The organism is Kitasatospora sp. NPDC089913 (genome assembly GCF_044748625.1).
Taxonomy (GTDB): domain Bacteria; phylum Actinomycetota; class Actinomycetes; order Streptomycetales; family Streptomycetaceae; genus Kitasatospora.
The window spans coordinates 1-24,153 of sequence record NZ_JBIVGI010000055.1; the positions used below are offsets into that span (position 1 = coordinate 1).

General features: G+C 74.1%; 25 protein-coding genes. 15 read left to right on the forward strand and 10 right to left on the reverse strand.

Going from position 1 to position 24,153, the window contains the following annotated elements; translation table 11 throughout:
• Positions 1 to 122: 122 nt before the first annotated feature.
• Positions 123 to 1,478, reverse strand: a complete 1,356-nt coding sequence (locus ACIPYS_RS39585; RefSeq protein WP_400755445.1) for a DUF5667 domain-containing protein — start codon at positions 1,476 to 1,478, stop codon at positions 123 to 125.
• Positions 1,479 to 1,758: 280 nt separating this feature from the next.
• Positions 1,759 to 2,535 carry an ECF subfamily RNA polymerase sigma factor, BldN family gene (locus ACIPYS_RS39590; protein WP_400755474.1) on the reverse strand — a complete coding sequence of 259 codons (777 nt, stop codon included), beginning with the start codon at positions 2,533 to 2,535 and terminating at the stop codon, positions 1,759 to 1,761.
• A gap of 307 nt (positions 2,536 to 2,842) precedes the next feature.
• Between ACIPYS_RS39590 and ACIPYS_RS39595 the strand changes: the two genes are divergently transcribed.
• A complete protein-coding gene (locus tag ACIPYS_RS39595) occupies positions 2,843 to 3,070 on the forward strand; it encodes a hypothetical protein (RefSeq protein ID WP_159424973.1) in 228 nt (75 codons plus the stop codon).
• Between the two features lie 131 nt (positions 3,071 to 3,201).
• On the opposite strand, the gene ACIPYS_RS39600 is transcribed toward ACIPYS_RS39595, so the two are convergent.
• The gene (locus ACIPYS_RS39600) at positions 3,202 to 4,248 is read right to left on the reverse strand and encodes an HAD family hydrolase (protein ID WP_400755447.1); all 1,047 of its coding nucleotides are present in this window, start codon (positions 4,246 to 4,248) and stop codon (positions 3,202 to 3,204) included.
• 118 nt (positions 4,249 to 4,366) lie between these two features.
• Between ACIPYS_RS39600 and ACIPYS_RS39605 the strand changes: the two genes are divergently transcribed.
• The 7 genes from ACIPYS_RS39605 (at position 4,367) to hemB (ending at position 11,773) form a co-directional block, all read left to right on the forward strand.
• Positions 4,367 to 4,651, forward strand: a complete 285-nt coding sequence (locus ACIPYS_RS39605) for a glutaredoxin family protein (protein ID WP_045937930.1) — start codon at positions 4,367 to 4,369, stop codon at positions 4,649 to 4,651.
• Between the two features lie 198 nt (positions 4,652 to 4,849).
• Positions 4,850 to 5,635 (forward strand): 3'-5' exonuclease, encoded by a 786-nt coding sequence (locus tag ACIPYS_RS39610; protein WP_093861608.1) that lies wholly within the window; start codon positions 4,850 to 4,852, stop codon positions 5,633 to 5,635.
• Positions 5,636 to 5,736: 101 nt separating this feature from the next.
• Complete coding sequence (locus ACIPYS_RS39615) at positions 5,737 to 6,633, forward strand: redox-sensing transcriptional repressor Rex (protein WP_173862106.1); 897 nt, start codon at positions 5,737 to 5,739, stop codon at positions 6,631 to 6,633.
• Positions 6,634 to 6,667: 34 nt separating this feature from the next.
• Positions 6,668 to 8,005, forward strand: coding sequence for a glutamyl-tRNA reductase (locus tag ACIPYS_RS39620; protein WP_093861609.1), 1,338 nt, complete (start codon positions 6,668 to 6,670; stop codon positions 8,003 to 8,005).
• Between the two features lie 41 nt (positions 8,006 to 8,046).
• Positions 8,047 to 9,060 (forward strand): hydroxymethylbilane synthase, encoded by a 1,014-nt coding sequence (gene hemC, locus ACIPYS_RS39625; RefSeq protein ID WP_093861610.1) that lies wholly within the window; start codon positions 8,047 to 8,049, stop codon positions 9,058 to 9,060.
• The gene (locus tag ACIPYS_RS39630; RefSeq protein WP_400755451.1) at positions 9,057 to 10,727 is read left to right on the forward strand and encodes a uroporphyrinogen-III synthase; all 1,671 of its coding nucleotides are present in this window, start codon (positions 9,057 to 9,059) and stop codon (positions 10,725 to 10,727) included. Before hemC ends, ACIPYS_RS39630 begins: the two co-directional genes overlap by 4 nt.
• 65 nt (positions 10,728 to 10,792) lie before the next feature.
• Positions 10,793 to 11,773 (forward strand): porphobilinogen synthase, encoded by a 981-nt coding sequence (gene hemB, locus ACIPYS_RS39635; protein WP_030393797.1) that lies wholly within the window; start codon positions 10,793 to 10,795, stop codon positions 11,771 to 11,773.
• A gap of 71 nt (positions 11,774 to 11,844) precedes the next feature.
• Here the strand turns inward: hemB and ACIPYS_RS39640 are convergent, their stop codons facing one another.
• The 3 genes from ACIPYS_RS39640 to ACIPYS_RS39650 all read right to left on the reverse strand — a co-directional run bounded on the left by ACIPYS_RS39640 (position 11,845) and on the right by ACIPYS_RS39650 (position 13,134).
• Entirely contained in the window at positions 11,845 to 12,111 is a 267-nt protein-coding gene (locus ACIPYS_RS39640) for a hypothetical protein (RefSeq protein ID WP_093861612.1), read from the reverse strand.
• 252 nt (positions 12,112 to 12,363) lie between these two features.
• Complete coding sequence (locus ACIPYS_RS39645; protein WP_037779809.1) at positions 12,364 to 12,708, reverse strand: hypothetical protein; 345 nt, start codon at positions 12,706 to 12,708, stop codon at positions 12,364 to 12,366.
• Between the two features lie 81 nt (positions 12,709 to 12,789).
• Positions 12,790 to 13,134, reverse strand: coding sequence for a rodlet layer protein (locus ACIPYS_RS39650; RefSeq protein WP_093861613.1), 345 nt, complete (start codon positions 13,132 to 13,134; stop codon positions 12,790 to 12,792).
• A 300-nt stretch (positions 13,135 to 13,434) separates the two neighbouring features.
• Here ACIPYS_RS39650 and ACIPYS_RS39655 point away from each other — a divergent pair, with 300 nt between their 5' ends.
• Positions 13,435 to 14,091 carry a hypothetical protein gene (locus ACIPYS_RS39655; RefSeq protein WP_400755454.1) on the forward strand — a complete coding sequence of 219 codons (657 nt, stop codon included), beginning with the start codon at positions 13,435 to 13,437 and terminating at the stop codon, positions 14,089 to 14,091.
• A 76-nt stretch (positions 14,092 to 14,167) separates the two neighbouring features.
• Here ACIPYS_RS39655 and ACIPYS_RS39660 read toward each other — a convergent pair whose 3' ends face one another.
• The 3 genes from ACIPYS_RS39660 to ACIPYS_RS39670 all read right to left on the reverse strand — a co-directional run bounded on the left by ACIPYS_RS39660 (position 14,168) and on the right by ACIPYS_RS39670 (position 15,287).
• Complete coding sequence (locus tag ACIPYS_RS39660) at positions 14,168 to 14,542, reverse strand: hypothetical protein (RefSeq protein ID WP_093861615.1); 375 nt, start codon at positions 14,540 to 14,542, stop codon at positions 14,168 to 14,170.
• A 119-nt stretch (positions 14,543 to 14,661) separates the two neighbouring features.
• Positions 14,662 to 14,934 carry a chaplin gene (locus ACIPYS_RS39665; protein ID WP_030393801.1) on the reverse strand — a complete coding sequence of 91 codons (273 nt, stop codon included), beginning with the start codon at positions 14,932 to 14,934 and terminating at the stop codon, positions 14,662 to 14,664.
• Between the two features lie 110 nt (positions 14,935 to 15,044).
• Positions 15,045 to 15,287: a chaplin gene (locus ACIPYS_RS39670; protein ID WP_360014555.1), complete on the reverse strand. Its 243-nt coding sequence runs from the start codon at positions 15,285 to 15,287 to the stop codon at positions 15,045 to 15,047.
• A gap of 476 nt (positions 15,288 to 15,763) precedes the next feature.
• On the opposite strand from ACIPYS_RS39670, the gene ACIPYS_RS39675 reads away from it, so the two are divergent.
• From ACIPYS_RS39675 to ACIPYS_RS39695, 5 genes are all read left to right on the forward strand, one after another.
• Positions 15,764 to 16,003, forward strand: a complete 240-nt coding sequence (locus ACIPYS_RS39675; RefSeq protein WP_400755457.1) for a chaplin — start codon at positions 15,764 to 15,766, stop codon at positions 16,001 to 16,003.
• A gap of 286 nt (positions 16,004 to 16,289) precedes the next feature.
• Positions 16,290 to 17,606 carry a hypothetical protein gene (locus tag ACIPYS_RS39680; RefSeq protein WP_400755459.1) on the forward strand — a complete coding sequence of 439 codons (1,317 nt, stop codon included), beginning with the start codon at positions 16,290 to 16,292 and terminating at the stop codon, positions 17,604 to 17,606.
• A gap of 98 nt (positions 17,607 to 17,704) precedes the next feature.
• Positions 17,705 to 18,193 carry a MarR family winged helix-turn-helix transcriptional regulator gene (locus ACIPYS_RS39685; RefSeq protein WP_400755461.1) on the forward strand — a complete coding sequence of 163 codons (489 nt, stop codon included), beginning with the start codon at positions 17,705 to 17,707 and terminating at the stop codon, positions 18,191 to 18,193.
• A 107-nt stretch (positions 18,194 to 18,300) separates the two neighbouring features.
• Complete coding sequence (locus tag ACIPYS_RS39690; protein ID WP_093861620.1) at positions 18,301 to 19,779, forward strand: MFS transporter; 1,479 nt, start codon at positions 18,301 to 18,303, stop codon at positions 19,777 to 19,779.
• Between the two features lie 242 nt (positions 19,780 to 20,021).
• On the forward strand, positions 20,022 to 21,749 hold the full coding sequence (locus ACIPYS_RS39695; RefSeq protein ID WP_400755463.1) for an LCP family protein: 1,728 nt from the start codon (positions 20,022 to 20,024) through the stop codon (positions 21,747 to 21,749).
• Positions 21,750 to 21,837: 88 nt separating this feature from the next.
• Here ACIPYS_RS39695 and ACIPYS_RS39700 read toward each other — a convergent pair whose 3' ends face one another.
• Complete coding sequence (locus ACIPYS_RS39700) at positions 21,838 to 22,320, reverse strand: hypothetical protein (RefSeq protein WP_078881187.1); 483 nt, start codon at positions 22,318 to 22,320, stop codon at positions 21,838 to 21,840.
• 467 nt (positions 22,321 to 22,787) lie between these two features.
• Between ACIPYS_RS39700 and hemL the strand changes: the two genes are divergently transcribed.
• Positions 22,788 to 24,116, forward strand: coding sequence for a glutamate-1-semialdehyde 2,1-aminomutase (gene hemL, locus ACIPYS_RS39705; RefSeq protein WP_400755466.1), 1,329 nt, complete (start codon positions 22,788 to 22,790; stop codon positions 24,114 to 24,116).
• Positions 24,117 to 24,153 lie beyond the last annotated feature (37 nt).

Here is a 24,153-nt window from a genome sequence, read left to right on the forward strand (position 1 = left end):
GCCGGGGGGGGGGGGGGGGGCCGGGGGGCCGGGGGGGGGGGGCCCCCCGGGCGGGGGGGCCCGGGGGGGGGGCCGGGGGCCCCCCCCGCCCCCCCGGCCCCCCACCGCCGTTCCGGGCCGGGTCAGCCGCCGAGGATCCGCAGACCGGGCAGCAGGCCCGGGATCAGCGGGGGCACCTCAACGCCCTGCTGCTGGGCGGCGCCGTTGCTCGCGCTGGGCGACTCGGACGGCTGTGCCGGGGACCGGTCCGGCGCCGGGGCCGGAGCCGGGGCGTCCGCGCTGGGCGAGGGCTTGGCCCCGGTGAGCCCGTTGGTGAGGTTGTCGACCAGGCCGCCGACCGGGGCCGGTACGACGTTGCTCTCACCGCTGGGCACCGGCGCGGCCGGTGCGCCGGGCGCCGCGGGCGCCGCCGGTGCGGGCGCGCCGCCCTGCGGCGGGACCTGCGGGGTGCTGCCGGGCCGACCGCCGACCGAGGTGCCGGCCGGCCCGCCGGTGCCGCCGCCCTGGGCGGGTACCCCGCCGACCGCCGGGTTGCCGTTGGGCGCGGTGCCGGCGGAGGGTCCGCCCTGCACACCCGTCCCGCGGGTGCCGTCGCCCGCCCCGCCGTCGTCCGGCATCCCGCTCCTGGCGGGCGGCTGGACCAGACGCAGGGGCGCGACGTCCTGGCTTATGTCGTCGAAGAGCTGGTCCACCAGGTGGGCCTGCGGCACGAGCTGGTCCGGGAGCCGGGACTGGACCTCCGCCCAGGTGCCGTCCTCGTCGTGGGCGAAGCCGGCCAGGGTGCGCATCGGGTCGAGCGAGCCGTTGTTGCGGTAGACGGCGCGCAGCAGGTCGCGGCCCTTGAGCGCGTCGTTGTGCATGTCGTCGAGGGCCTTGCGGACCTGCTCGACGGTGCCCGGGCTGAGCGAGCCGCCGGTGCCGGACCGGCCGACCAGCGAGCGGGCCTCGCCGAGCCGGGTGGCCGCGTTGTCGAGCAGCAGCTCGCCGCGCTCGCTGTCGGTGTCCGCGAGGTTGAGCCGCAGCCCCTCCAGCCCGCGCTTCATGCCGTACAGCGGGTCGCCGGGGAGGGCGTTGCCGCTGGCGGCCGCGGCCCCGGCGAAGCTGCCGACGGCGAGGCCGGCCACGAGCCCGCCGATCGCGAACCGGCGGCTCCAGCGTCCGCGCGGCGCCGTGCGGACGGCCCGGTGGCGGCGCTGGCGCGGCACGGTGACGCCCGGCCCGCCCGCGAAGGCCTGCTCGAACGCGGCCATCAGCTGGGCGCGTTGGACGGTCCGGACCTCGTGGTCGAGCTCCGGGGCGGGCAGCGCACCGAGCGCGCCGACCGTGTCGATGAGTTCGGCCATCGCGACCGAACCGGCGTTGCCGATAGCGGTGTTGGCCGTTCCGTTGCCGTCGGCAGCGCGTTGCTCCGCCTGGTGGGCCTCCAGCGCCTCGGCGAAGGCCTTCGCCCGCCGGTGCTCCAGCACGTTTGCCGTCACGGGCCACACCTCCCTTCGTCGTTGTCGACACCCCGGCCTGCCGGACGGTTGCCCCGGCAAGCCAAAGCCACTCCATCGGGTGAGAGGTCGCAAATCGACTTGACCGCGCGCCTGGTGGAGGCTTGCAAGCTGGCCAACGAGCGGCGCGGGCGGTCGGTTACGCACGACTGATCATCGGACCGACCGTTCACCCGGATGTGTCGGGCCGTCCCCGAGGGTGACGGCCCGCGCACTATCTCTCCCGCCGCGTCCCCGGGGGCCTCCCCGGACCGTCGGCGGCTCACCGCGCGTCGGGCGGGAGCAGACGGGCCAGGGTGCGCACGGCGCGGTACTGGAGGGTCTTGATGGCACCCTCGTTCTTGCCCATGATCCGGGCGGTCTCGGCGACCGACAGCCCCTGCAGGAAGCGCAGCGTCACGCACTCCTGCTGCTGCGGGTTCAGCCGGCGGACCGCCTCCAGCAGCGCCGCGTTGGAGAGCGACTCCAGCACCGAGTCCTCGGGGCTCCGCTCGCACTCGTTGGAGTCGAGCATCTCGCCCGTGGTGACCTCCAGCCGGAACCGGCTGGACTTGAAGTGGTCGGCGACCAGGTTGCGGGCGATGGTCACCAGCCAGGCGCCGAAGTCCCGCCCCTGCCAGGTGAAGGTGCCGATCCGGCGCAGCGCGCGCAGGAACGTCTCGCTGGTGAGGTCCTCGGCGGTGGCCCGGCTGCCGACCCGGTAGTAGATGTAGCGGTAGACGGTGTCCGCGTAGTGGTCGTAGAGCCGGCCGAAGGCCTCGCTCTCGCCGGCCTGGGCGCGCTCGACCAGCTCCATGATCGGGTTGTGCTCGGTCTCGTAACCGGGGCCGGTGGTGGTGCGGGAGCGGCTGCGGCCGCCGGCGCTGCCGGTCCGGCCCCGGGTGCCGGCCCCGGCCGAGCCGGCCGCGGTGGTGCGCAGCAGGGGGGTGCCGGGGCGGTCCTGGACCGGGCCGAACACGGCTCCGGCGGGCACCAGTTGGGGGGTGGCGGCGAGCTGGCTGCGGAGCAGGGTGCGCAGCAGGTCCAGGCCGGTGGAGATCTGCCGGGGCGGGACCGGGCGGCCGCGGAGGTTGGTGCGGGAGCGCAGGGGCGCGGACGACGGGCGGGAGGGTGCAGGCGCGTCGTTCCGGACGGGTGGGTACACGGGACTCCCAGAGGCAGAACTGTGGACGGATCACCTCCGCCTGCGCGGAGAGCACGTCCGCGCCCCCCGGGTCGCGCTGGGGCGGTTGGGTGACGTGCATCCAGGAGAGAATAACGCTTTGTGCAATGACAGCTACACCGTGTGGTCGAAGTGGTCGTTTGGGATCCGCATTGGACGAATATCCGGCCGACAGTGACCGAACATGTCGGCGATCGCCTGGCTCAACGTGACAGAACGAGTGCGCCTGGTGACCAATTCGGTGGTCCGGCGGGCGGTTTCCCGGTTCTGGGGCCCGATAACCCCCGACTTTGTCGAGCTGGCGAACGATCAGATCCGGTCACTGGCTGGCGAGTTCGATCGGCGCGGCCGGACGGGCCCGCGACGCGCGGGAGTTCGCCCGTACGGGCGGCATCGTCAGCGCGCGAATTGACCGGACCGACCCCGCGCGGGGCCCGGACGCCCGTCCCCGCGGCCCGCTCCGCCCGGCGGTCCGCTCCGACCCGCCGCGGTCCGTCGCGGTCCGCCGTCCGGTGCCCCGGTCGCTCCGCCGGGCCGAGCCGCTCAGGCGCGGTGCCGGCGGTGCAGCGCCGCCCACGCCGCGACGGCGCCCGCGGCCACGCCCAGCGCGGCGGCGGCCGGCAGCCCGACCCGGGCGGCCTTCCGCCCGGTCCGGAAGTCCCGGACCCGCCAGCCCTGCGCCCGGGCGTGCCGCCGCAGCGCGCCGTCCGGGTTCACCACGTAGGGGTGGCCCACCAGCGACAGCATCGGGATGTCGTTGGCCGAGTCGCTGTACGCGGCGCAGCGGTCGAGGTCGAGCCGTTCCCGCCGGGCCAGCGACCGCACCGCGGCGGCCTTGGCCGGCCCGTGCAGCAGCTCGCCGACCAGTCTGCCGGTGTACGCGCCGTCGCGCGCCTCGGCGACGGTGCCGAGCGCCCCCGTCATGCCGAGCCGGGCCGCGATGATCCGGGCGACCTCCACCGGCGCGGCGGTGACCAGCCAGACCCGCTGGCCGGCGTCCAGGTGCATCTGGACCAGTGCGCGGGTGCCGGGCCACACCTTGTCGGCGATGACGTCCTCGAAGACCTCCTCACAGAGCGCCTCCAGCTCGGCGGTGCGCTTGCCGGCGACCAGGCCCAGGGCGGTGTGCTGGGCGTCGGCCATGTGGTCCGGGTCCTCGGCGCCGTACAGCCGGAACCAGGCCTGCTGCCAGGCGAAGCGGGCGATGTCGCGGCGGGTGAGGAAGCCCCGGCGGTAGAGGCCGACCCCGAGGTAGAAGATCGCCGCCCCGCGCAGGATGGTGTTGTCGCAGTCGAAGAAGGCGGCGGCGCGCGGGTCGTCCGGCTCGGGGGTGTGGTTCTCGGCGGGGGGCCTGGGCGCCTTGCCGCGCCGGGCGGGCTCGGTGTCCCCGGAGGGCTCCGCCCCGGCGTCGGCCGGCCGGGCGTCGGCCGCCGGTCCGGTGCCTCCGGCGGGCTCCGCCGGAGCCGGTCCGGCCGGTGCCGGGGCCGCCCGCAGGGCGGCCTCCGCCGCCTCCGCCGCGGCCTCGCCCGCCAGTGCGGTCCGCGAGCCGGTGGGGCGCCTTGACTGGGTGAGCCTTCGGAGCACGGCCATGCCACCGAGCATAGCCAGCCACCTGTGCGGCGGCCGTGACGGCGACGTGCCCGACGGGTGAACGGCGGAAGGGGCGGCCGGGTCCGGTCCGTCCGCCGGGGCGGCGCACAATGGCGGGGTGAGTCCACTGCTGCGACGTGACAAGAACCGGGGCCCGGGGCCGGCCGACCGGACCGTGACCCTGGTGGCGAAGCCCGGCTGCCACCTGTGCGACGACGCCCGGGAGGTGATCGTCCGGGTGACGGCCGAGCTGGGCGCGGCCTTCGAGGAGAAGGACATCACCCAGGACCCGGAGCTCCACCACCTCTACTGGGAGCAGATCCCGGTCACCCTGATCGACGGGCGCCAGCACGACTTCTGGCGGGTGGACGAGAAGCGCCTGCGCACCGCGCTCGGCGCCTGACCCGGGACCCGGCGGCCCCGGCGGGGAGGTTCCCGCCCGCTCCGCCGGGGGCCTCCCGCGCCCCCGCCGAACGGCGGGGGCGGTTCGCCGAATCGTTGTGAAGATTCCGCGTTCCCGGCTTGGGGCGGCGGCCGTCGGTCGGCTTACGATCGAACTCGTCTGCGCCCATGGGGGGCTGAGCACGCGAGGAGTGCCGCCATGCTTCCCGGTCCGCCCTTGGACGCGCCCGCCGAGCCTTCGGCCGCGCGCGGGGGCTTCGCCGTGGTGGACGTGGAGGCGACCGGCCGCAGCCCCTGGCGGCACCGGGTGGTCGAGATCGCGGTGGTGCTGCTGGACGAGCGGCTCCGCCCCGAGGGCGAGTTCTGCACCCTGCTGGACCCGCTCGGCCCGGTCGGTCCGACCCATGTGCACCGGATAGCGCAGGAGGACGTCGAGGGCGCCCCGCGCTTCCGCGAGATCGCGCCGCTGCTGCTGGAGCTGCTGGCCGGCCGGGTGCTGGTCGGCCATCACGTCACCTGCGACCACGCGTTCCTCGATCGCGAGTTCGCCCGGATCGGGGTCCCGCTGCCGCCGGTGCCCTCGCTGTGCACGATGCGGCTGGCCCGGGACCGCCTGCCGGAGGCCGGCGGCTTCGGCCTGGCGGCCTGCGTGGCGGCGGCCGGCCTCGGCGGCTTCGCCGCGCACACCGCGCTCGGTGACGCCCGGGCCACCGCCGGTCTGCTCCGCCACTGCCTGGACACGCCGTCCTGCCCGCCGGACGACTGGGCGCTGCCGCTGCGGGAGGCGGCCGCGGTGCCGTGGCCGAGGCTGGGGCGGGCCCGGTCCCGCCCGTCCGGGGAACCGGTGCCGCTGGTCCTGCGGGGGTCCTCCCGTCCGGCTCCGCCGGAGCTGTCGAACGGCCAGCTGTACGGCCCTCGGCCACCCCTTGCACCGCCCCCGGCGGCGGCCCGGAAAGCCACCGGTGCTATGGGGTCCACGGCGTGATGCGCATCACTGTGCGGGGACAAATCGGACACCATCTTTGTGCACACGTTCACAAACGCATAGCCTGGCTGCCAAAGCCCAGCTTCACCCACAGGAGCACCGTGGCAATCGGCCGATCACCACAGAGCAGTTCGCAGACGCCCGACCAGGGCGCCGCGCGTCGACCTTCGCGCGCCCGGGGCATCCCGGAGGCGACGGTCGCCCGGCTTCCGCTGTACCTGCGCGCGCTCACCGCGCTCTCCGAGCGCTCGGTGCCGACGGTCTCCTCCGAGGAGCTGGCGGCCGCGGCCGGGGTGAACTCCGCCAAGCTGCGCAAGGACTTCTCCTACCTGGGCTCGTACGGCACCCGCGGGGTCGGCTACGACGTCGAGTACCTCGTCTACCAGATCTCCCGCGAGCTGGGCCTGACCCAGGACTGGCCGGTCGTCATCGTCGGCATCGGGAACCTCGGCCACGCGCTCGCCAACTACGGCGGCTTCGCCTCCCGCGGTTTCCGGGTGGCGGCCCTGCTGGACGCCGACCCGACCGTGGTCGGCAGCAGCGCGGCCGGCCTGCCGGTGCGCCACATGGACGAACTGGAGTCCATCGTGGAGAGCCAGCACGTCTCGATCGGTGTCATCACCACCCCGCCCGGCGCCGCCCAGCAGGTCTGCGACCGACTGGTCGAGGCCGGTGTCACCAGCATCCTGAACTTCGCCCCGACCGTGCTGACCGTCCCGGACGGCGTCGACGTGCGCAAGGTGGACCTCTCCATCGAGCTGCAGATCCTCGCCTTCCACGAGCAGCGCAAGGCCGGCGACGAGCCGGACCGCACGGAGTCCGTGCTCGACCGCGCGCCCGGTCCGGTCCGCGCCGCCGCGGCCAAGCTGCGCCGCGCGGCCGGCGGCACCACCAAGCCCCGCACCGCCGCCGAGCCGGCCAAGGACGCGGAGCCGACGGCGCAGGGCAAGCCCGGCAAGCCCGGCGAGGGCGAGCTGTCCGCGGTGATGCCGGCATGAGCGGGACCGAGAATCGTGGGACCAGGGGGCGGGCGTGAGTCTTCTCGTCGTAGGGCTGAGCCATCGCACGGCCCCGGTCGGCGTGCTGGAGCGGGCCGCGCTGACCGGTGAGGTGCCGACCCGGCTGCTGCACGACGCGGCCGCGTCCGCGACCGTCGCCGAGGCGGCGCTGGTCAACACCTGCAACCGGATCGAGCTGTACGCGGACGTGGACAAGTTCCACGCCGGCGTCGCCGAGCTGTCGCTGCTGCTCGCCCACCACAGCGGGGTCGACCTGGAGGAGCTGACCTCCCACCTCTACGTCCACTATGAGGACCGCGCGGTCCACCACCTCTTCTCGGTGGCCTGCGGCCTGGACTCGATGGTGGTCGGGGAGGGCCAGATCCTCGGCCAGCTGCGCGACGCCCTGGCCAGGGCGCAGGAGGAGCACACCGCCGCGCGCGGCCTCAACGAGCTCTTCCAGCAGGCCCTGCGGGTCGGCAAGCGGGCGCACAGCGAGACCGGCATCGACAAGGCCGGCCAGTCCCTGGTGACCTTCGGCCTGGAGCAGGTCGCGGCCGGCTCGGGCGCGATCGCGGGCAAGCGGGCGCTGGTCGTCGGCGCGGGCTCGATGAGCTCGCTGGCCGCCGCCACCCTGGTCCGCTCGGGCGTGACGGACGTGCTGATCGCCAACCGGACGCCGGAGCGCGCCGAGCGGCTGGTCGAGATCCTCGGCGGGGACGTCGCCCGCACCCTGGACCTGGCCAAGGTGCCCGAGGCGCTGGCCGACGTCGACCTGGTGATCTCCTGCACCGGCGCGGCCGGCACCGTGATCGGGGCGGACGACGTCGCCGCCGCCGTCGCCGCGCGCGCCGCCGCCACCCCGCTCGCCTTCCTCGACCTCGCCATGCCGCGCGACGTCGACCACGCCGTGCACGAGCTGTCCGGCGCGCTCCTGGTCGACCTGGAGAGCCTCTCGCACGCCCACGCCGCCACCCCCGGCGCCGGGGACGTCGACGCCGTCACCGGCATCGTCGCCGAGGAGGTCACCGCCTTCGGCGCCGCCCAGCGGGCCGCGCGGATCGCCCCCACCGTGGTGGCGCTGCGCGCGATGGCCTCCGGGGTGGTCGCCACCGAGCTGGCCCGCCTGGACTCCCGGCTGCCCGGTCTGGACGAGCGCTCGCGCGCCGAGATCGGCCAGACCGTCCGCCGGGTCGTCGACAAGCTGCTGCACGCCCCCACCGTGCGGGTGAAGCAGCTGGCCGCCGAGCCCGGCGGCGCCTCCTACGCGGAGGCACTGCGTGAACTGTTCGACCTCGACCCGGCCGCCGTCCACGCGGTCTCGGGCACTCCGATCGGCACCCAGCAGCCTGCGGGCGGGGGCGCCGGATGAACCGTCAGCCATCCCACGAGTACCACCGGGACGATCACCCCATGAATGGTCAACCGCTCACCGGCCAGGCACCGGACACCACCGCGGCACCCCTGCGGCTCGGCACCCGGCGCAGCGCGCTCGCCATGGCGCAGTCGGGCATGGTCGCCCGCGAGGTGACCCGCCGCACCGGGCGCCCCGTCGAGCTGGTGGAGATCACCACCTACGGCGACACCTCCCGCGAGGCGCTGGCCCGGATCGGCGGCACCGGTGTGTTCGTCTCCGCGCTTCGCGACGCGCTGCTCGAGGGCCGGATCGACTTCGCCGTGCACTCGCTCAAGGACCTGCCGACCGCGGCCCCCGAGGGCCTGCTGCTGGCCGCCGTCCCCGAGCGCGAGGACAGCCGCGACGCCCTGGTGGCGCGCGACGGCCTGACGCTCGGCGAGCTGGTGGAGAAGCTGGCCGGCGCCGGCCGCCCGGCCCGGATCGGCACCGGTTCGCCCCGCCGGACGGCGCAGCTGAACGCCTGGGCCCGCGAGCGCGGCGACCGGCTGGAGACCGTCGCGATCCGCGGCAACGTGGACACCCGGATCGGCTTCGTGGCCTCCGGCGAGCTGGACGCCGTGGTGCTGGCCACCGCGGGTCTGAACCGGCTCGGCCGGTCCGCGGAGATCACCGAGCGCCTCGACCCCGAGCTGATGCTCCCGGCTCCCGGCCAGGGCGCGCTCGCCATCGAGTGCACCACCGCGAACACCGGTCTGGCCGCCGAGCTGGCGGCCCTCGACCACGCCCCCACCCGGGTCGCGGTGGCCGCCGAGCGGGCCCTGCTCGCCGCCCTGGAGGCCGGCTGCTCCGCGCCGGTCGCCGCGCTGGCCGGCTGGGGCCACCGATCCGAACTGCGGCTGGAGGGCGTGGTCGGCACCGTCGACGGCGCCACCCCGCTGAAGATGTCCGCCCACGGTCCGATCGTCCTCGACGAGACCGCCGAGCGGCAGGCGGTGGCCCTCGGCCACGCGCTGGCCGCCCGGCTGCTCGACGCGGGCGCGGCCGCCCTGATGGGGGAGCGAGCCCGATGAGCCCCACCGCCGCCACCGACAGCCCGTTCCCGGCCGACAGCCCGTTCGGGGGTACGGTGCCCGCCGCCGGCCGGTGCACCTTCCTGGGCGCGGGTCCCGGCGACCCGGGTCTGCTGACCCTGCGCGCGGTCGAGGTCCTGGCCTCGGCCGACATCCTGGTCGCCGACCCGCTGACCGCGGCCGCCGTGCGCAGCCACTGTCCCGCGGGCGTGCAGGTGCACGCCCCCGGCACCGAGGGGCCGGACTTCGACCTGGCGCACCTGGTCGCCGAGGCCGTGCGCTCCGGCAAGCACGTGGTGCGGACCGTCGACGGCGACCCGGGCCTGGACGGCTGCGCCGCCGAGGAGATGCTCGGCTGCGCCGGGGCCGGGATCGCCTTCGAGGTGATCCCGGGCGTCGCCCAGTCGGTCGGCGTGCCGGCCTACGCGGGGGTGCCGCTGCGCGGCGCCGCCGGGACGGACGTCCGCTTCGTGGAGGCGGCCGCGCTGCTGGCCGGCTCCCCGGTGGACCTGGGCGCGCCGGAGACCACCCTGGTCGTGCGCACCACCCTGGGCCAGCTGCCCGCCACCGCCAACGCGCTGGTCTCCAACGGCCGCAAGCCGGAGTCGGCGCTCAGCGCGACGCTCTCCGGCACCACCACCCGCCAGCGGACCTTCACCGCGACCCTGGCCACCATCGCGGCGGACCTCAAGGCCGCCCGGGTGCTGCCCGCGCCGGTGTCCGCCCCGGTGGACCCCGCCACCCCGGTGATAGCCGTGGTCGGTGAGCAGGTCGCCCACCGCTCCTCGCACTCCTGGTTCGAGACCAAGCCGCTGTTCGGCTGGAACGTCCTGGTACCGCGCACCAAGGAGCAGGCGCACGGCCTGTCCGACCAGCTCCGCTCGTACGGCGCGGTGCCGCAGGAGGTGCCGACCATCGCGGTCGAGCCGCCGCGCACCCCGCAGCAGATGGAGCGGGCGATCAAGGGCCTGGTCACCGGCCGGTACGAGTGGATCGCCTTCACCTCGGTGAACGCGGTGCGCGCGGTGCGCGAGAAGTTCGAGGAGTACGGCCTGGACGCCCGGGCGTTCGCCGGGATCAAGGTCGCGGCGGTCGGCGAGACCACCGCGCAGGCGCTGGTCGACTTCGGTGTGAAGCCCGACCTGGTGCCGTCCGGCGAGCAGTCCGCGGCCGGGCTGCTGGAGGACTGGCCGCCCTACGACCCGGTGTTCGATCCGATCGACCGGGTGCTGCTGCCGCGCGCCGACATCGCCACCGAGACCCTGGTGGCCGGCCTGGTCGAGCTGGGCTGGGAGGTCGACGACGTGACGGCGTACCGGACCGTGCGCGCCTCGCCGCCGCCGGCCGAGACCCGGGAGGCGATCAAGGGCGGCGGTTTCGACGCGGTGCTGTTCACCTCGTCCTCGACCGTGCGGAACCTGGTCGGCATCGCGGGCAAGCCGCACAACGTGACGGTCATCGCCTGCATCGGCCCGGCCACCGCGAAGACCGCCGAGGAGCACGGCCTGAGGGTCGACGTGATGGCCCCGGCCCCGTCGGCCGCGGCGCTGGCCCAGGCCCTGGCAGACTTCGGGGCCAAGCGCCGGGACACCGCGACCGCCGCCGGCGAGCCGGTCTACCGGCCCAGTGAGCGCCGCCCCGGCTCGCGCCGCAAGGCCGCGCGCTGAATCGAGGCCGGGGGCGGACCATCCGCCGCCCCCGGCACCAGCACCACCGTTCGGAGAGAGAAGCCGTGTCCGCTGAATTCCCGTACGTCCGCCCGCGCCGGCTGCGCTCGACCCCGGCGATGCGCCGGCTGGTCGCGGAGACCCGGCTGCACCCGGCGGAGCTGATCCTGCCGCTGTTCGTCCGCGAGGGCGTGCGCGAACCGGTCCCGGTCTCGTCGATGCCGGGCGTGGTCCAGCACACCCGGGAGACCCTGCGCAAGACCGTCACCGAGGCGGCCGCGGCTGGCCTGGGCGGCGTGATGCTGTTCGGCGTCCCCGAGACGCAGGACGCGACCGGCAGCGAGGGCACCAACCCGGACGGCATCCTCCAGCAGGCGATCCGGGACGTGGTCGCCGAGGTCGGCGACGCCCTGGTGGTCATGTCGGACCTCTGCCTGGACGAGTACACCGACCACGGCCACTGCGGTGTCCTGGCCGCGGACGGCTCGGTGGACAACGACGCCACCCTGGAGCGCTACGCCGAGATGGCCCGGGTGCAGGCGGACGCCGGGGTCCACCTGGTCGGCCCGTCCGGGATGATGGACGGCCAGATCGGCGTGGTCCGCCGGGCCCTGGACGAGGCCGGGCACCAGGACGTCGGCATCCTCGCCTACACCGCCAAGTACGCCTCGGCGTTCTACGGCCCGTTCCGGGAGGCGGTCGGCTCCTCGCTGAAGGGCGACCGCAAGAGCTACCAGCAGGACCCGGCCAACGCCCGGGAGGCGCTGCGGGAGCTGGAGCTGGACGTCGCCGAGGGCGCCGACCTGGTGATGGTGAAGCCGGGCATGGCCTACCTCGACATCCTGCGCCAGGTCGCCGACGCCTCACCGGTGCCGGTCTCCGCCTACCAGGTGTCCGGCGAGTACGCGATGGTCGAGGCGGCCGCCGCGAACGGCTGGATCGACCGGGAGCGGATGATCCTGGAGACGCTGACCTCGCTGCGCCGGGCCGGCGCCGAGCAGATCCTCACCTACTGGGCCCTCGAGGCCGCCGCGATGGTGAAGTAGCCGGACCGGCACCGGACCCCGGACGCGGCGGAGGCCGGGCCCCTTCGACAGGGGCCCGGCCTCCGTGCGTGCTACCAGCCGCCGATGTGGGCGAAGCCCTCCTCGCCGCCGACCGCGTCGGTGGAGGTGGCGGCGCCCCAGCCGTGCGCACCGGTGAGGATGTGCGAGGTGTGGGCGATGCCGCCCCACTCGCCGGCCGCGAACACCGGGTGGGCCGAGGCGGCGAACTCGGCGCCGCCGGCCAGACCGACGTGCGCGGACGCCGCCGGGGCGGCCAGGCCGGCCAGCGCCAGCGCGCCGACGGCGGTCAGAGTGACCTTGACCAGCTTGCTCTTCATGGATCTGCCCTCTCTTCCGGAGCGCCCCGTGCGGGCGCTCTGCCTCTGACGTGCGGTCCGGTCCGGTGCCGTGGACCGGCCCTGACACGGGACCGCACGCTGTCGTCGGCCGCGGCGCCCCACGCGCCGCGCCGACGGCCTGTCACCCGGCCGGACGCCGCCGGTGCGGCCCGGCCGGACGTCCGGGCCGGTACGCCCGGAGGGCCCGGGGACCAGACGTCCCCGGGCCCTCCGTCGCGCCGTGCGGCCGAATCAGCCGATCAGGTGCGAGACACCCGCGTCGCCCGAGGACTGGGTGTTCTGGCCGACGTTGCAGATCTGCTTCGGGGTGCTGTTGAGGATCGGCACCTCGACCGGGACGGCCACGCCGAGGACGGCGACCGCGATGTTGTGGACCTCCGGCAGGCAGATGTTCGCGTTGTCCAGGGTGTGGAAGTTCGGGCTGTGGTCGCCGTGGGTGCCGGTCTGGTTGGTGCCGCCGTTGCCCTGGGCGGAGACGGCGGCGCCGTCCGAGTCGGCGATGGCGGAGGCCGAACCGGCGGACATCGCGATGGCGGCGGCGGCCAGGCCGGCGGCGGCGAGAGACTTCTTGATCATTTCGGTGTTCCTCTCAGGGGTGAATCGGGGAGCGATTCGAAGGATGGATCAGGAGGGGTGACGCAGCTTGGGACGAGCAGGTCAGCCGATCAGGTGGGAGACGCCGGAGTCGCCCTTGCTCTGGGTGCCCTGGCCCTGGGTGCAGTACTGCTTGCCACCGCTGTTGGCGATCGGGACCTCGACCGGGACGGCCACGCCGAGCACGCCGACCGCGATGTTGTGGATCTCGGGCAGGCAGACGTTCGCGTTGTCCAGGAAGTGGAAGTTCGGGCTGTGGTCGCCGACGGTGCCGGTGAAGTTGGTGCCGCCGTTGCCCTGGAACGACCCGGCGGAGCCGTCCGAGTCGCCGATGGCCGAGGCCGGCGCCGCGGCGGCGGCCAGCGCGGCGGCGGCCAGGCCGGCGGCCGCGAAGGACTTCTGGATCATGGGGAGATCCCTCTCTGAAAAGCTCTTGGTTTCCGTGCGTACAACGCGTACAACGCTCAGACCCGGTCTGCGGTCACTGACGCTCAGATCAAAGAATGACGGCACGGAAGGTTACGGGGATTTCTGAAAAGAGTCCGGGAGGCGCGACGGCCGGGTGTTTCTTGTCGGATTATTAGCCCGAACCGGTTAACGCCCGCAATCCGGGATCCCGGTGGCTCGTTGAGCACATTGCTTTCGGCTGCGCCCGCGCAGCCTTCCCTGTAGAGATCTCCACCACGGACAGGCAGAACGGTGAAAAGCATGAGGTTCTCCAAGCGGGCCGGCGCGATGCTGCTGGCGGTCGGTGCGGGCATGCTCGCCTCCCAGGGGGCGGCCTCCGCCGCCCCGGTCGGCCCCGAGCAGGTGGGGGCCCTCGAGGAGCAGCTGGCCACCCAGCAGGTGCCGGTGGACATCCCGGTGGCGCCGCTGGACAGCCGGATCTCGGGCGGCATCCCGACCTCGCTGGTGATGCCCCCCGTGCCCGCCCACACCACCGGCGACGCGCTGATCCCGGAGCGCCTCGTGCCGCCGCTGGGCACCGGCCGGGTCGGTCCGACCGCCAAGGCCGAGCTGCCGCTGCCGCTGCTGGACCAGGGGGCCGACCTCGGTGAGCTGCTGCTGGACGCCCCGGCGGCGCCGCTGCACGCCGACACCCCCGGGATCGGACTCGGCAAGCCGCTCTCGCTGGCCCGGGACGGCAGCGGCCAGCTCGCCGACGGCCGGCTCAAGGTGGACGAGATCGACCCGCGGCTGGTGACCGGTGCGGTGCAGGCGGTGCCCGGTGCCAGCGCCACGCTGGGCAACGAGGACGAGCGGATCTCGGTGACCGACTCGGTGGACAACCTGGCCACCACCACGACGGCCACCACCACCGGAGTGGTCCAGGAGACCGGTCTGGCGGGCCTGGCCCAGCTGTAGCCCGGGACGGCCGGGAGCCCGGCACCCCGTCCGGGAGGACGGGGTGCCGGGCTCCCGTGTGCGCGGTGCCGGCGGCTCAGCCGGGCAGCGTGTTGAGCACCCCGCCGACCAGCGGCAGGTCGCGCGGACCGCCGCCGGCGCTGAGCGGCCCGGTCAGCAGGTCGGTGCCGACCGGTGCCAGGCCGGAGTTCTCCGGCTGGACGGTCGCGCCGTTGTTCAGCACGTCGGCCGAGGAGTTGGCCCACGGGTCCAGGCGGAGGTCCTTGACCGGCGCCACGGCGTAACCGAGCCCGGCGGTGGTACCGCCGAGCGCCTGGTTGACGTCGGTCCTGGCCAGGGCCGCACCGCCCTCGGCGGGGGCCGCGTGCGCCGCGCCCGCGCCGGCGCCGCCGAGCAGCACCGCGGCGCCCAGGGCGGCGGCGAGGCCGGCCCCGCTCTTCTTCGAAACCATGCGCAATCACCTTCGGGGGGAGGGGGGCCCCGGGCGGCCGGACCGCGCCCGGGTACGCCGAACCGCCCCCCGGCCGGCGGGCCGGGGGGCAGTGCGGGCGGAACGCGTGCCGATGGGGATCAGCAGTCGTCCATGTCGTGGTGGTGCTCGGCCTCCGCGTTGATGCAGGTGTTGCCGAACGCCGGGTTCAGCAGGCCGATCACGTTGATGGAGTTGCCGCACAGGTTGACCGGGATGTGCACCGGAACCTGGAGCTGGTTGCCGGAGGCGACACCGGGCGAGCCGGCGGCGACGCCCTCCGCGCCGGAGCTGGCGGCGGCACCGCCCGCGGCGCCGAGCACCAGGCCGGCGGCGGCGGCGGAGAGGACGGCGGCCTTCTTCACGTTCTGCATGGGGGTTGATCTCCTAGATCACACGCGGGTTGAGCGGGCCGCACCCCGCGCGGGACGGGGTGCGGCACGGGCACGGCCGATCGACTGTCGCCGGTGCGGCGACGGCCGGGTCAGCCCTGGTTGACGCAGGTGTTGCCGAACGCCGGGTTCAGGATGCTGATGACCCCGATGGAGTTGCCGCAGACGTTGACCGGGATGTGCACCGGGATCTGGATCTGGTTGCCGGAGAGCACGCCCGGGGAGCCGGCGGCGACACCCTGGGCACCGGAGCTGGCGAACGCGCCACCGGCCGCACCGACCACCAGGCCGGCGGCGGCGAGGGACAGGGCGGCGGCCTTCTTGAGGTTACGCATGTGGTTCTTCCTCCGATTTCTGCCCGACCGTCTGTGGAATAGTCGGGATCCGGGCGAGGTGAAATCCTGGCCCGGTGGCTTCTGGGAATGCCGTGATTGTCACTCGAGCGGCCCAGATGGCGCGTGTCGCCCATGGCGCGGGCGATGAGCGGCCGCCGCGGTACCGTGCGTCGCGAACGATTCCCGCACGGCCGGGAAGAATTCGCATCGACGCGCGACCGGGAGGAATTCCGGACGGGCTTGGACCGGCGGCGGATCTCCTCGTCGTGGCGGGCGGGTGGAGCGTGTTCCGACTGTGAGAACGAGACAGTGCGCCGGGGGAAACGGTCGGATGCGGCAGTCACCCGAATGCCCGGCCGGGGGTCCGTTCCTCCGGACGGGTGACAGTGGGGGTGCCCTCGCAACCGGGTCGACCGGGTCTCGTTGGAGAAGTCGCACTCCCCGTGCATCTCTGTCGAACAGTCAGGAGGCTCCTCATGAGCATCAAGAAGACGGCCGCCGTCGGCGCCGCTGTTGTCGGCATCGTGGCCGCCGGTGCGGGTTCCGCGATGGCCAGCTCCGGCGCCGAGGGTGTTGCCGCCGGTTCCCCCGGTGTCATCTCCGGCAACCAGATCCAGGTCCCGGTCCACGTGCCGCTCAACCTGTGCGGCAACACGATCGACATCATCGGTCTGCTGAACCCGTCCTTCGGCAACACCTGCGTCAACAACGGCTGACCGATCCTCGGTCCGGCCGGTGCGAGCCGCCGCTCCCGCGCTTCCCTCCTGGGGTGCGGAGTGGCGGCTCGCGGCGTTGTCGCCCCGGTGCGTCGGCACCGGTCGCCTCCGGGGCGGCCGGGCCCGGACCTGCGCCGCCCCCCGCGGCCGGTCCGTCCACGACCCGCCCGTCCGGTCACGGAGCGGGCTGCCCGCCCCCGCGGCGGGCGGGGTGTCGTAGGCTCGCCCGGCGTCGCGGTGTCGGTCGGCGCGCCGGACGCGAGTGGGGCGGGGAGTACCAGAGCTGATGAGCACGGCATCGAGCACCGAGTCGTCGGGCGGGGGCGCGGGCGTGCCCTCGTCGGCCTCCCCGCCGTCGTCGCCGTCCGGGTCGGCGGAGCCGGAGGGGACCGGCGGGCCGGACGCCCCGGCCCCGGGTCCGGGCCGGATCGGCGCCCTGGTCGACCGCTTCGCGCCGGCGCTCGGCGCGTACGCGGTGGTCAAGGCGACCGGGCTGACCGTCTTCCTGCTGCTGCTCTCGCACACCGAGGACTTCCTGAAGAAGGACCCGGGGCGCGGTGGCGGCGCCCGTCCCTGGGACGTGCTCGGCACCTGGGACGGCATCTGGTACCAGCGGATCGCGGAGAACGGCTACGACCCGCAGCTGATCCCGCTGCACGGCTACCCGCTGGCCACCTACTACGAGAACTCGGCGGCGTTCTTCCCGCTCTACCCCTGGCTGATGCGGCTGGTCGGGGCGGTGACCGGGCTCGGACCGTACGGCTCGGGGATCGTCGTCTCGGTGCTGGCCTCCTTCGTCGCCGCCGCCGGGATCTTCGCGATCGCCGAGCGGCTCGGCGGCTTCCGGGCCGGGGTGACCGCGGCGGTGATCTGGGGCCTGTTCCCGGGTTCGGGCGTGGAGTGGGCGGTCTACTCCGACTCCCTGTTCGTCGCCCTCTCGGCCTGGGCCTGCTACTGCGTGATGACCCGCCGCTGGCTGACCGCCGGCACGCTCGCCCTGGTGGCCGGTCTCAACCGGCCGACGGCGGCCACGGTGATCGCCGCGGTGTCGATCTCGGCGCTGGTGGCGCTGGTGCGGCGCACCGACGGGGTGGCCCGGCCGCTGACCGCGATGCTGATGACCCCGTGGGGCATGCTCGGGTACATCGCCTGGGTCGGCTGGCGGATGGGCGACTGGACCGGTTACTTCAAGCTCCAGCGCGGCGCCTGGAACCGCTACTTCGACTGGGGCGAGTCCACCCTGAGCAGCACCCTGGACACGATCACCGGGCACTGGACGTTCTGGCAGTCCAATCCGGCGCCGGACCTCATCGCGGTGTGCCTGCTGATCGCCCTGCCCGGACTGCTGGTGCTGCTGCTGCGGCTGCGGCCGCCGCTGGTCCTGGTGATCTACACGCTGCTGACCGTCTTCATGGCGCTGAGCAGCAACCAGATCTACGGCAACATCTCGCGCTACCTGCTGCCGGCCTTCCCGCTGTGCGTCGGCCTGGCGGTGGCGCTGCGACGGCTGCGGCCGGGCACGGTGGCCGGTCTGTTCGCGATGCCGGCGGTGGCGGCGGGCTGGTACGCGGGGTACGCGCTGTTCGAGCTCGGCATTCCGTAACCGGCGGTGCCCGGGCGCCGCCGCGGCACCCGTGCCCCCGGGAAACGGTCCCGCACGGGATCGTCCGTCGGCGGACGGCCGTTGCTAACCTCGGAACCATGACGACCAGCCCGCCCGTGCGGCAGATCCGTGACATCTCCGGTCTGCTGGACCACGCCAGCCATGTGCTCGCGACCCGGATGTCGGCCGCGTTCACCGAGCTCGGGATCACCCCGCGTGCGTACTGCGTGCTGTTCCACGCGATGGAGGCCGAGCGCACCCAGATCCAGCTGGCCGAGCTGGCGGACCTGGACAAGACCACCATGGTGGTGACCGTCGACGAGCTGGAGAAGGCCGGGCTGGCCGAGCGCAGGCCGTCCGCGGCCGACCGCCGGGCCCGGATCATCTCGGTGACCGGGGCGGGGGAGCGGGCCGTCGAGCGGGGCACGGCGATCGCCGACCGGGTGCACCGGGACGTGCTGGAGGCGCTGCCGGAGGACGAGCGCACCACCTTCGTCGCGGCGCTGACCCGGCTGGTGGGCGGGCCGCTGGCGGAGCCGGTGGAGAGCGAGCGGACGGTCCGCAGGGCCCGTCGTTCCCGGGGCTGAAATCAGGAAGAGGATCATCTGCAAGAGGATTCTCTCGGAAGAGATAGTCCACAACAAAACAATCTGCTAGCGTTCTACCCGGTACTCGACCCACCGGGAGACCCGCTATGACCACGCATGCGTCGACCACCCACGTGTCGACCACTCAAGCGTCGACCGCCCGTACGTCGACCGCGGCCGCCCCGGGCGCGCCCGCCCCGACCCGCTCCCGCGCCCTCGCCCTGGCGGTGCTCTGCGCGGGGATGCTGATGATCGTCCTGGACGGCTCGATCGTCACCGTCGCCCTTCCGGCCATCCAGCAGGACCTCGGTTTCACCCCGGCCGGCCTGACCTGGACCGTCAACGCGTACCTGATCGCCTTCGCCGGGCTGCTCCTGCTCGCCGGCCGGCTCGGGGACCTCGTCGGCCGCCGGAAGGTGTTCGTCGCCGGGCTGGCGCTGTTCACCGCGGCCTCGCTGCTGTGCGCCCTCGCCACCGGCCCGGAACTGCTGATCGCCGCCCGCTTCCTGCAGGGCGTCGGCGGCGCCCTGGCCTCCTCGGTCAGCCTCGGCATGCTCGTCACGCTCTTCCCGGAGCCCGGCGAGCGGGGCCGTGCCATCGGCGCGTTCAGCTTCGTCGGCGCGGCCGGCGCGTCGATCGGCCAGGTGCTCGGCGGTGTGCTCACCGAGGCGCTGGACTGGCACTGGATCTTCCTGATCAACCTGCCGCTCGGCCTCACCGCCGCGCTGCTGGCGCTGCGCGTACTGGCCCCCGACCGCGGCCCCGGGCTGCGGGCCGGCGCCGACGCCCTGGGCTCGGTGCTGATCACGGCGGCGCTGATGCTCGGCATCTACACCCTGGTCGGCACGGCCGAGCACGGCTGGACCTCCGCCCGGACCCTCGTCCTCGGCCTGCTCGCGCTGGTCCTGCTGGCCGGTTTCCTGGTCCGCCAGGCCCTGGCCGCGACACCGCTGCTGCCGCTGCGGATGTTCCGCTCCCGGGCCGTCTCCACCGCCAACGCGGTGCAGGTGCTGGTCATCTCCGGGATGTTCGGCTTCCAGGTCCTGGTGGCGCTCTACCTGCAGAACGTGCGCGGCTACGGGGCCGCCGCCACCGGTCTCGCCATGCTCCCGGCCGCCGTCGCGATCGGTGCCGTCTCCCTGCTGCTCTCGGCCCGGCTGAGCGCCCGGTTCGGCGAGCGTGCCGTCCTGCTGGCCGGTCTCGGGCTGCTGGTCGCGGCGCTCGGCCTGCTGACCCGGCTGCCGGCCGACGCGGGCTACCCGGTCGATCTGCTGCCGACCATGCTGCTCGCCGGCGGTGGCGGGCTGGTGCTCTCCGGACTGGCCGCGCTGGGCATGTCCGGCGCCGGCGAGGAGGACGCCGGGACGGCCTCCGGACTGTTCAACACCACCCAGCAGGTCGGTGCCGCGCTCGGGGTGGCGGTGCTCTCCACCCTGGCCACCTCCCGCGGCGACGCCCTGGTCGCCGCCGGCCGGCCGGCGGCGGAGGCGCTCACCGGCGGTTTCCGGCTCGCCTTCGCGGTCGCCACCGGGCTGCTCGCCCTGGCCTTCGTGGTCACCGCCCTGCTGCCGCGTCCGAAGAAGTGAGGAGCCCTCCGGGGCCGTCCGCGCAACCGGCGGCCCCGGAGCGGCGACAGGTCGTTTCCGGTCGGCTTGTATGCTCCACGTGGCGCCGGGGCGGACGTCCTGGCCGCCGATCGTTCGAGGACACAGCCGTGAGAGGTGCGGGGATGTCGGGTCGCCGAGACAGGAGTCGGTCCAGCGTGGCCAGGCCGCGTTCCGAGGACCCGACCGGCTCGGCGGGTTCGGGAGCGTCCGGGAGCGGCTCCGTGAACGGCTCCGCGGCGGGCGGTTCCGGTACGGGCAAGGCCGCCGCCGGTGGCTCGATCCCGGCGCCCAGGGCCGGCGGCCGGGCCGAGGCCAGGCGCGCGGCCCAGGGCAAGGGCGGCCGCGGCGGACCGGGCGGCGACGGCGGGGCGAACGGCTCGGGCCACCGCAGGGCGGGCGGGCGCGGCAAGAAGCCCGAGCGCAACGTGAAGAAGATCGTCGGCTGGACGGCCGTGGGCGCCCTGGTGCTCATAGCCGGGACCGGCGGGGCGATCTACCTCAAGCTCAGCGGCAACATCAAGACCATCGACTCGGACGGGCTCAGCAAGGACCGCCCGCCGGCGTCCGCCGCGGACGCCAACGGCAACAAGCCGGTGAACATCCTGCTGATCGGCTCCGACAGCCGCGGCGGCGGCAACTCCGACCTGGGCGGCGGCGACGCCGACGGGGCCCGTTCGGACACCACGATCCTGCTGCACGTCTACGCCGACCACAAGAACGCCATCGGCGTCTCGATCCCGCGCAACACCCTGGTGACCATCCCGCCCTGCAAACTCCCCAACGGCAAGTGGACCAAGGAGCAGAAGGGCAAGGACGTCCTCTTCAACGCCGCGTTCTCGCAGGGCGACTCGCCGGAGGGCAACGCCGCCTGCACCCAGAACACGGTGGAGAAGCTCACCGGGATCCGGGTCGACCACACCCTGGTGGTCGACTTCTCCGGCTTCGCGGCGATGACCAAGGCGGTCGGCGGCGTCGAGGTCTGCCTGCCCAAGGCCATCTACGAGAACGACATCAACCCCAACCTCCAGAAGAAGGGCAGTCAGGTCCTCCCGGCCGGACGGCAGAAGGTGGAGGGTCAGAAGGCGCTCGACTACGTCCGGCTGCGGCACGGCATCGGCGACGGTTCCGACATCGGCCGGATGAAGCGCCAGCAGGCGTTCATGAGTTCGATGATCAGCACGGTCAAGAAGAAGGGCCTGGAGCCCACCACCCTGCTGCCGCTGGCCGACGCGGCCACCAAGTCGCTGCGGGTGGACGAGGGGCTCAACTCGGTCGACAAGCTGATGTCCTTCGCCCTCTCGCTGAAGAACATCGACCTGCACGACCTCAAGTTCGTGACCCCGCCGTGGCGTTACAGCGAGGCCAACCTCGACCTGGTGAAGCCCGACGTGGACCGGCTCTGGGAGGCCATCAAGGCCGACCGCACCCTGGACGGCAAGGACGCCACCGGCGAGCAGGCCGCCACGCCGGAGGCCCCGGCCGCCCCCGCGGCCACCCCGGAGGCCCCGCCGGCCACCACCGCGCCGCCCGCGCGCGCCGTCGCGGCCCCGATCAGGGTCGCCGTCTACAACGGAACGACCGTCAACGGCCTCGGCGCCAAGGCGGGTGAGGCGCTGAAGGCGGCGCAGTTCACCGTCACCGCCGTCAGCCAGGCGAAGTCCACCAACAAGCTCACCACGACGGTCGAGTACGGCGCCGGGCAGAAGGCCAACGCCGAGAAGGTGGCCGCGCTGTTCCCCGGGGCCACCCTCACCTCCACCACGGCGGCGGGCATCAGCGTGGTGCTCGGCAAGGACTACGCCGACGCCGACGGCGGTGCCGGCACGGCCGCTCCGGGCACCCCGGCGGCCCCGGCCGCCCCCGCCCCGCTGCCCAGCTCGGTCACCGAGGAAGCCCGTTCGGCGGACGACGACATCTGCGCCAACACCAGCTACGGCTCCGGCGGCTGATCCCCCGTCGCCCCCTTCGGAACCGACGGGCGGGCCCCCGGCATCGCGCCGGGAGCCCGCCCGTCGAACGTCCCGCGGAACCGGCCGGTCAGGGCCAGACCAGGCAGTACAGCTGGTGCCCGGCCTCGTGCAGGCGGTTGGCGAAGTCCTGCCACTCGTGCAGCATGCTGTAGATCACGAAGGCGTCGCGCGGGCCCCGGCGGTCGGGGACGGTGGACCAGATGAAGGCGGCGGCGCCGAGTTCGGTCTCGTCGGCCTTCCGCAGCGGTTCGACGACGTTGTGGGGCAGCTGGACGACCGCGTAGTCCGGGTGCAGCACGACCAGTTCCAGCGGGGGCACCTGGTGCAGCGGAACGCCCTGGATGCCGGTGAGGACCATCGCGCTCATGGTCTCCGGCTTGATCTTGGTGGAGAGGTGGCCGTTGGGCGAGCCGCTGGTCTCCATCAGATCGCCGAGCCGGCCGAGCGAGCCGAGTTCGCCCGCGTCCAGGCCGAGCCCGCCGGGGCCCAGCGCGGTCGGGACCCGGGCCGCGGTCGCCCGGTCGGGTGCGCCGAAGTACTTGTACGTCACCCCCACGCGTCCCTCACCCCGCCTCTCACGGCCACGGCCGCCACGCCCCGTTCCCGCTCCCGTACCCCCGCGTGCGGTCTCGGCGGGCCGGCGGGGGCCACCCGCGGCCTCGTCGTAGCCGTCCTGCGCCTCGGACACTCGGACCATCCTCACCGGAATTCGCCGGAATCGACAGACCCCCGCACGTCCGGTGTCCTCCGGACGTGCTCCTTACCCGTCATGCGCCGCCGTACCCAGTCGCGGTACGCGGCAGTCCTCTTCACACCCCTGCATCGACCCGGGGTTCCTGCCCACCCTCGCGGCCGGACGAACCCCGGAGACACTCCGGGTACATAGTCTGACTGGTCCGGGTGGCCGTCGCAGCCAGGGGTCCTGTTGTACGGATAACCGTACAGACTCGGGCGCCCGGATCATCGTTCCAGATGATGAGGTCCGACATGCAGAGGTGAAGGACACGATTTGAGACCATGTCTCCCGTGAGCTACCCCTACGAAGCACCCCAGTCCCAGTCGCTCTTCGATCGTGCCTCGGTCGTCACGCCCGGCGGCGTCAACTCCCCGGTGCGCGCCTTCCGCGCCGTCGGCGGTACGCCGCGCTTCATGGTGTCCGGAACCGGCCCCTACCTGACCGACGCCGACGGCCGCGAGTACGTCGACCTGGTCTGCTCGTGGGGTCCGATGATCCTCGGCCACGCGCACCCCGCCGTTTTGGACGCGGTGCGGGAGGCGGTCTCCCGCGGCACCTCCTTCGGCACGCCCGGGCAGGGCGAGGTCGAGCTGGCCGAGGAGATCGTCGCCCGGGTCGCCCCGGTCGAGCAGGTCCGGCTGGTCTCCTCCGGCACCGAGGCCACCATGTCGGCGATCCGGCTGGCCCGGGGCTTCACCGGCCGCGCCAAGGTCGTGAAGTTCGCCGGCTGCTACCACGGCCATGTGGACGCGCTGCTGGCCGCCGCCGGTTCCGGCCTGGCCACCTTCGGCCTGCCGGACACCCCGGGCGTCACCGGCGCCCAGGCCGGCGACACCATCGTGCTGCCCTACAACGACCTCGCCGCCGTCGAGGCGGCCTTCCGGGCCCACCCCGGCGAGATCGCCTGCGTGATCACCGAGGCCTCGCCCGGCAACATGGGCGTCGTCCCGCCGCTGCCCGGTTTCAACGGCGGCCTGGCCCGGCTCTGCCGGGAGAACGGCGCGCTGTTCGTCTCCGACGAGGTGATGACCGGCTTCCGCGTGTCCAGGGCGGGCTGGTACGGCCTGGAGGCGGCGCACGAGGGCTGGGCGCCCGACCTGCTGACCTTCGGCAAGGTCATGGGCGGCGGCTTCCCCGCGGCGGCCTTCGGCGGCCGCGCCGACGTGATGGCCCACCTCGCCCCGGCCGGCCCGGTCTACCAGGCCGGCACCCTCTCCGGGAACCCGATCGCCACCGCGGCCGGCCTGGCCCAGCTGCGGGGCTGCACCGACGAGGTCTACACGGCCGTCGACCGGGTCGCCGCCGAGGTCTCCGGCCTGGTCTCCGCCGCGCTCGCCAAGGAGGGCGTGACGCACCGGCTGCAGACCGCCGGGAACATGTTCTCGGTGTTCTTCACCGAGGACGCCGTCACGAACTACGACGAGGCGAAGACCCAGGAGTCCTTCCGCTTCACCGCGTTCTTCCACTCGATGCTGTCGCAGGGCGTCTACCTGCCGCCGTCGGCCTTCGAGTCCTGGTTCGTCTCCTCGGCGCACGACGGGCGGGCGATCGAGCGGATCGCCGCCGCCCTGCCCGCCGCCGCCCGGGCCGCCGCCGAAGCCACGGCCTGAGCCACCGCCCCGGGCCACCAGGCCCGGCGCCCAGCCC

Bases quoted from the DNA above. Each gene is read 5' to 3' on its own strand.
- ACIPYS_RS39610 (WP_093861608.1), top strand. From the start codon at position 4,850: ATGCTTCCCGGTCCGCCCTTGGACGCGCCCGCCGAGCCTTCGGCCGCG.
- ACIPYS_RS39630 (WP_400755451.1), top strand. From the start codon at position 9,057: ATGAGCCCCACCGCCGCCACCGACAGCCCGTTCCCGGCCGACAGCCCG.
- ACIPYS_RS39680 (WP_400755459.1), top strand. From the start codon at position 16,290: ATGAGCACGGCATCGAGCACCGAGTCGTCGGGCGGGGGCGCGGGCGTG.
- ACIPYS_RS39655 (WP_400755454.1), top strand. From the start codon at position 13,435: ATGAGGTTCTCCAAGCGGGCCGGCGCGATGCTGCTGGCGGTCGGTGCG.
- ACIPYS_RS39685 (WP_400755461.1), top strand. From the start codon at position 17,705: ATGACGACCAGCCCGCCCGTGCGGCAGATCCGTGACATCTCCGGTCTG.
- ACIPYS_RS39650 (WP_093861613.1), bottom strand. From the start codon at position 13,134: ATGATCCAGAAGTCCTTCGCGGCCGCCGGCCTGGCCGCCGCCGCGCTG.
- ACIPYS_RS39660 (WP_093861615.1), bottom strand. From the start codon at position 14,542: ATGGTTTCGAAGAAGAGCGGGGCCGGCCTCGCCGCCGCCCTGGGCGCC.
- hemC (WP_093861610.1), top strand. From the start codon at position 8,047: ATGAATGGTCAACCGCTCACCGGCCAGGCACCGGACACCACCGCGGCA.
- ACIPYS_RS39640 (WP_093861612.1), bottom strand. From the start codon at position 12,111: ATGAAGAGCAAGCTGGTCAAGGTCACTCTGACCGCCGTCGGCGCGCTG.
- ACIPYS_RS39600 (WP_400755447.1), bottom strand. From the start codon at position 4,248: ATGGCCGTGCTCCGAAGGCTCACCCAGTCAAGGCGCCCCACCGGCTCG.
- hemL (WP_400755466.1), top strand. From the start codon at position 22,788: ATGTCTCCCGTGAGCTACCCCTACGAAGCACCCCAGTCCCAGTCGCTC.
- ACIPYS_RS39645 (WP_037779809.1), bottom strand. From the start codon at position 12,708: ATGATCAAGAAGTCTCTCGCCGCCGCCGGCCTGGCCGCCGCCGCCATC.
- ACIPYS_RS39675 (WP_400755457.1), top strand. From the start codon at position 15,764: ATGAGCATCAAGAAGACGGCCGCCGTCGGCGCCGCTGTTGTCGGCATC.
- ACIPYS_RS39595 (WP_159424973.1), top strand. From the start codon at position 2,843: ATGTCGGCGATCGCCTGGCTCAACGTGACAGAACGAGTGCGCCTGGTG.
- ACIPYS_RS39690 (WP_093861620.1), top strand. From the start codon at position 18,301: ATGACCACGCATGCGTCGACCACCCACGTGTCGACCACTCAAGCGTCG.
- ACIPYS_RS39670 (WP_360014555.1), bottom strand. From the start codon at position 15,287: ATGCGTAACCTCAAGAAGGCCGCCGCCCTGTCCCTCGCCGCCGCCGGC.
- ACIPYS_RS39665 (WP_030393801.1), bottom strand. From the start codon at position 14,934: ATGCAGAACGTGAAGAAGGCCGCCGTCCTCTCCGCCGCCGCCGCCGGC.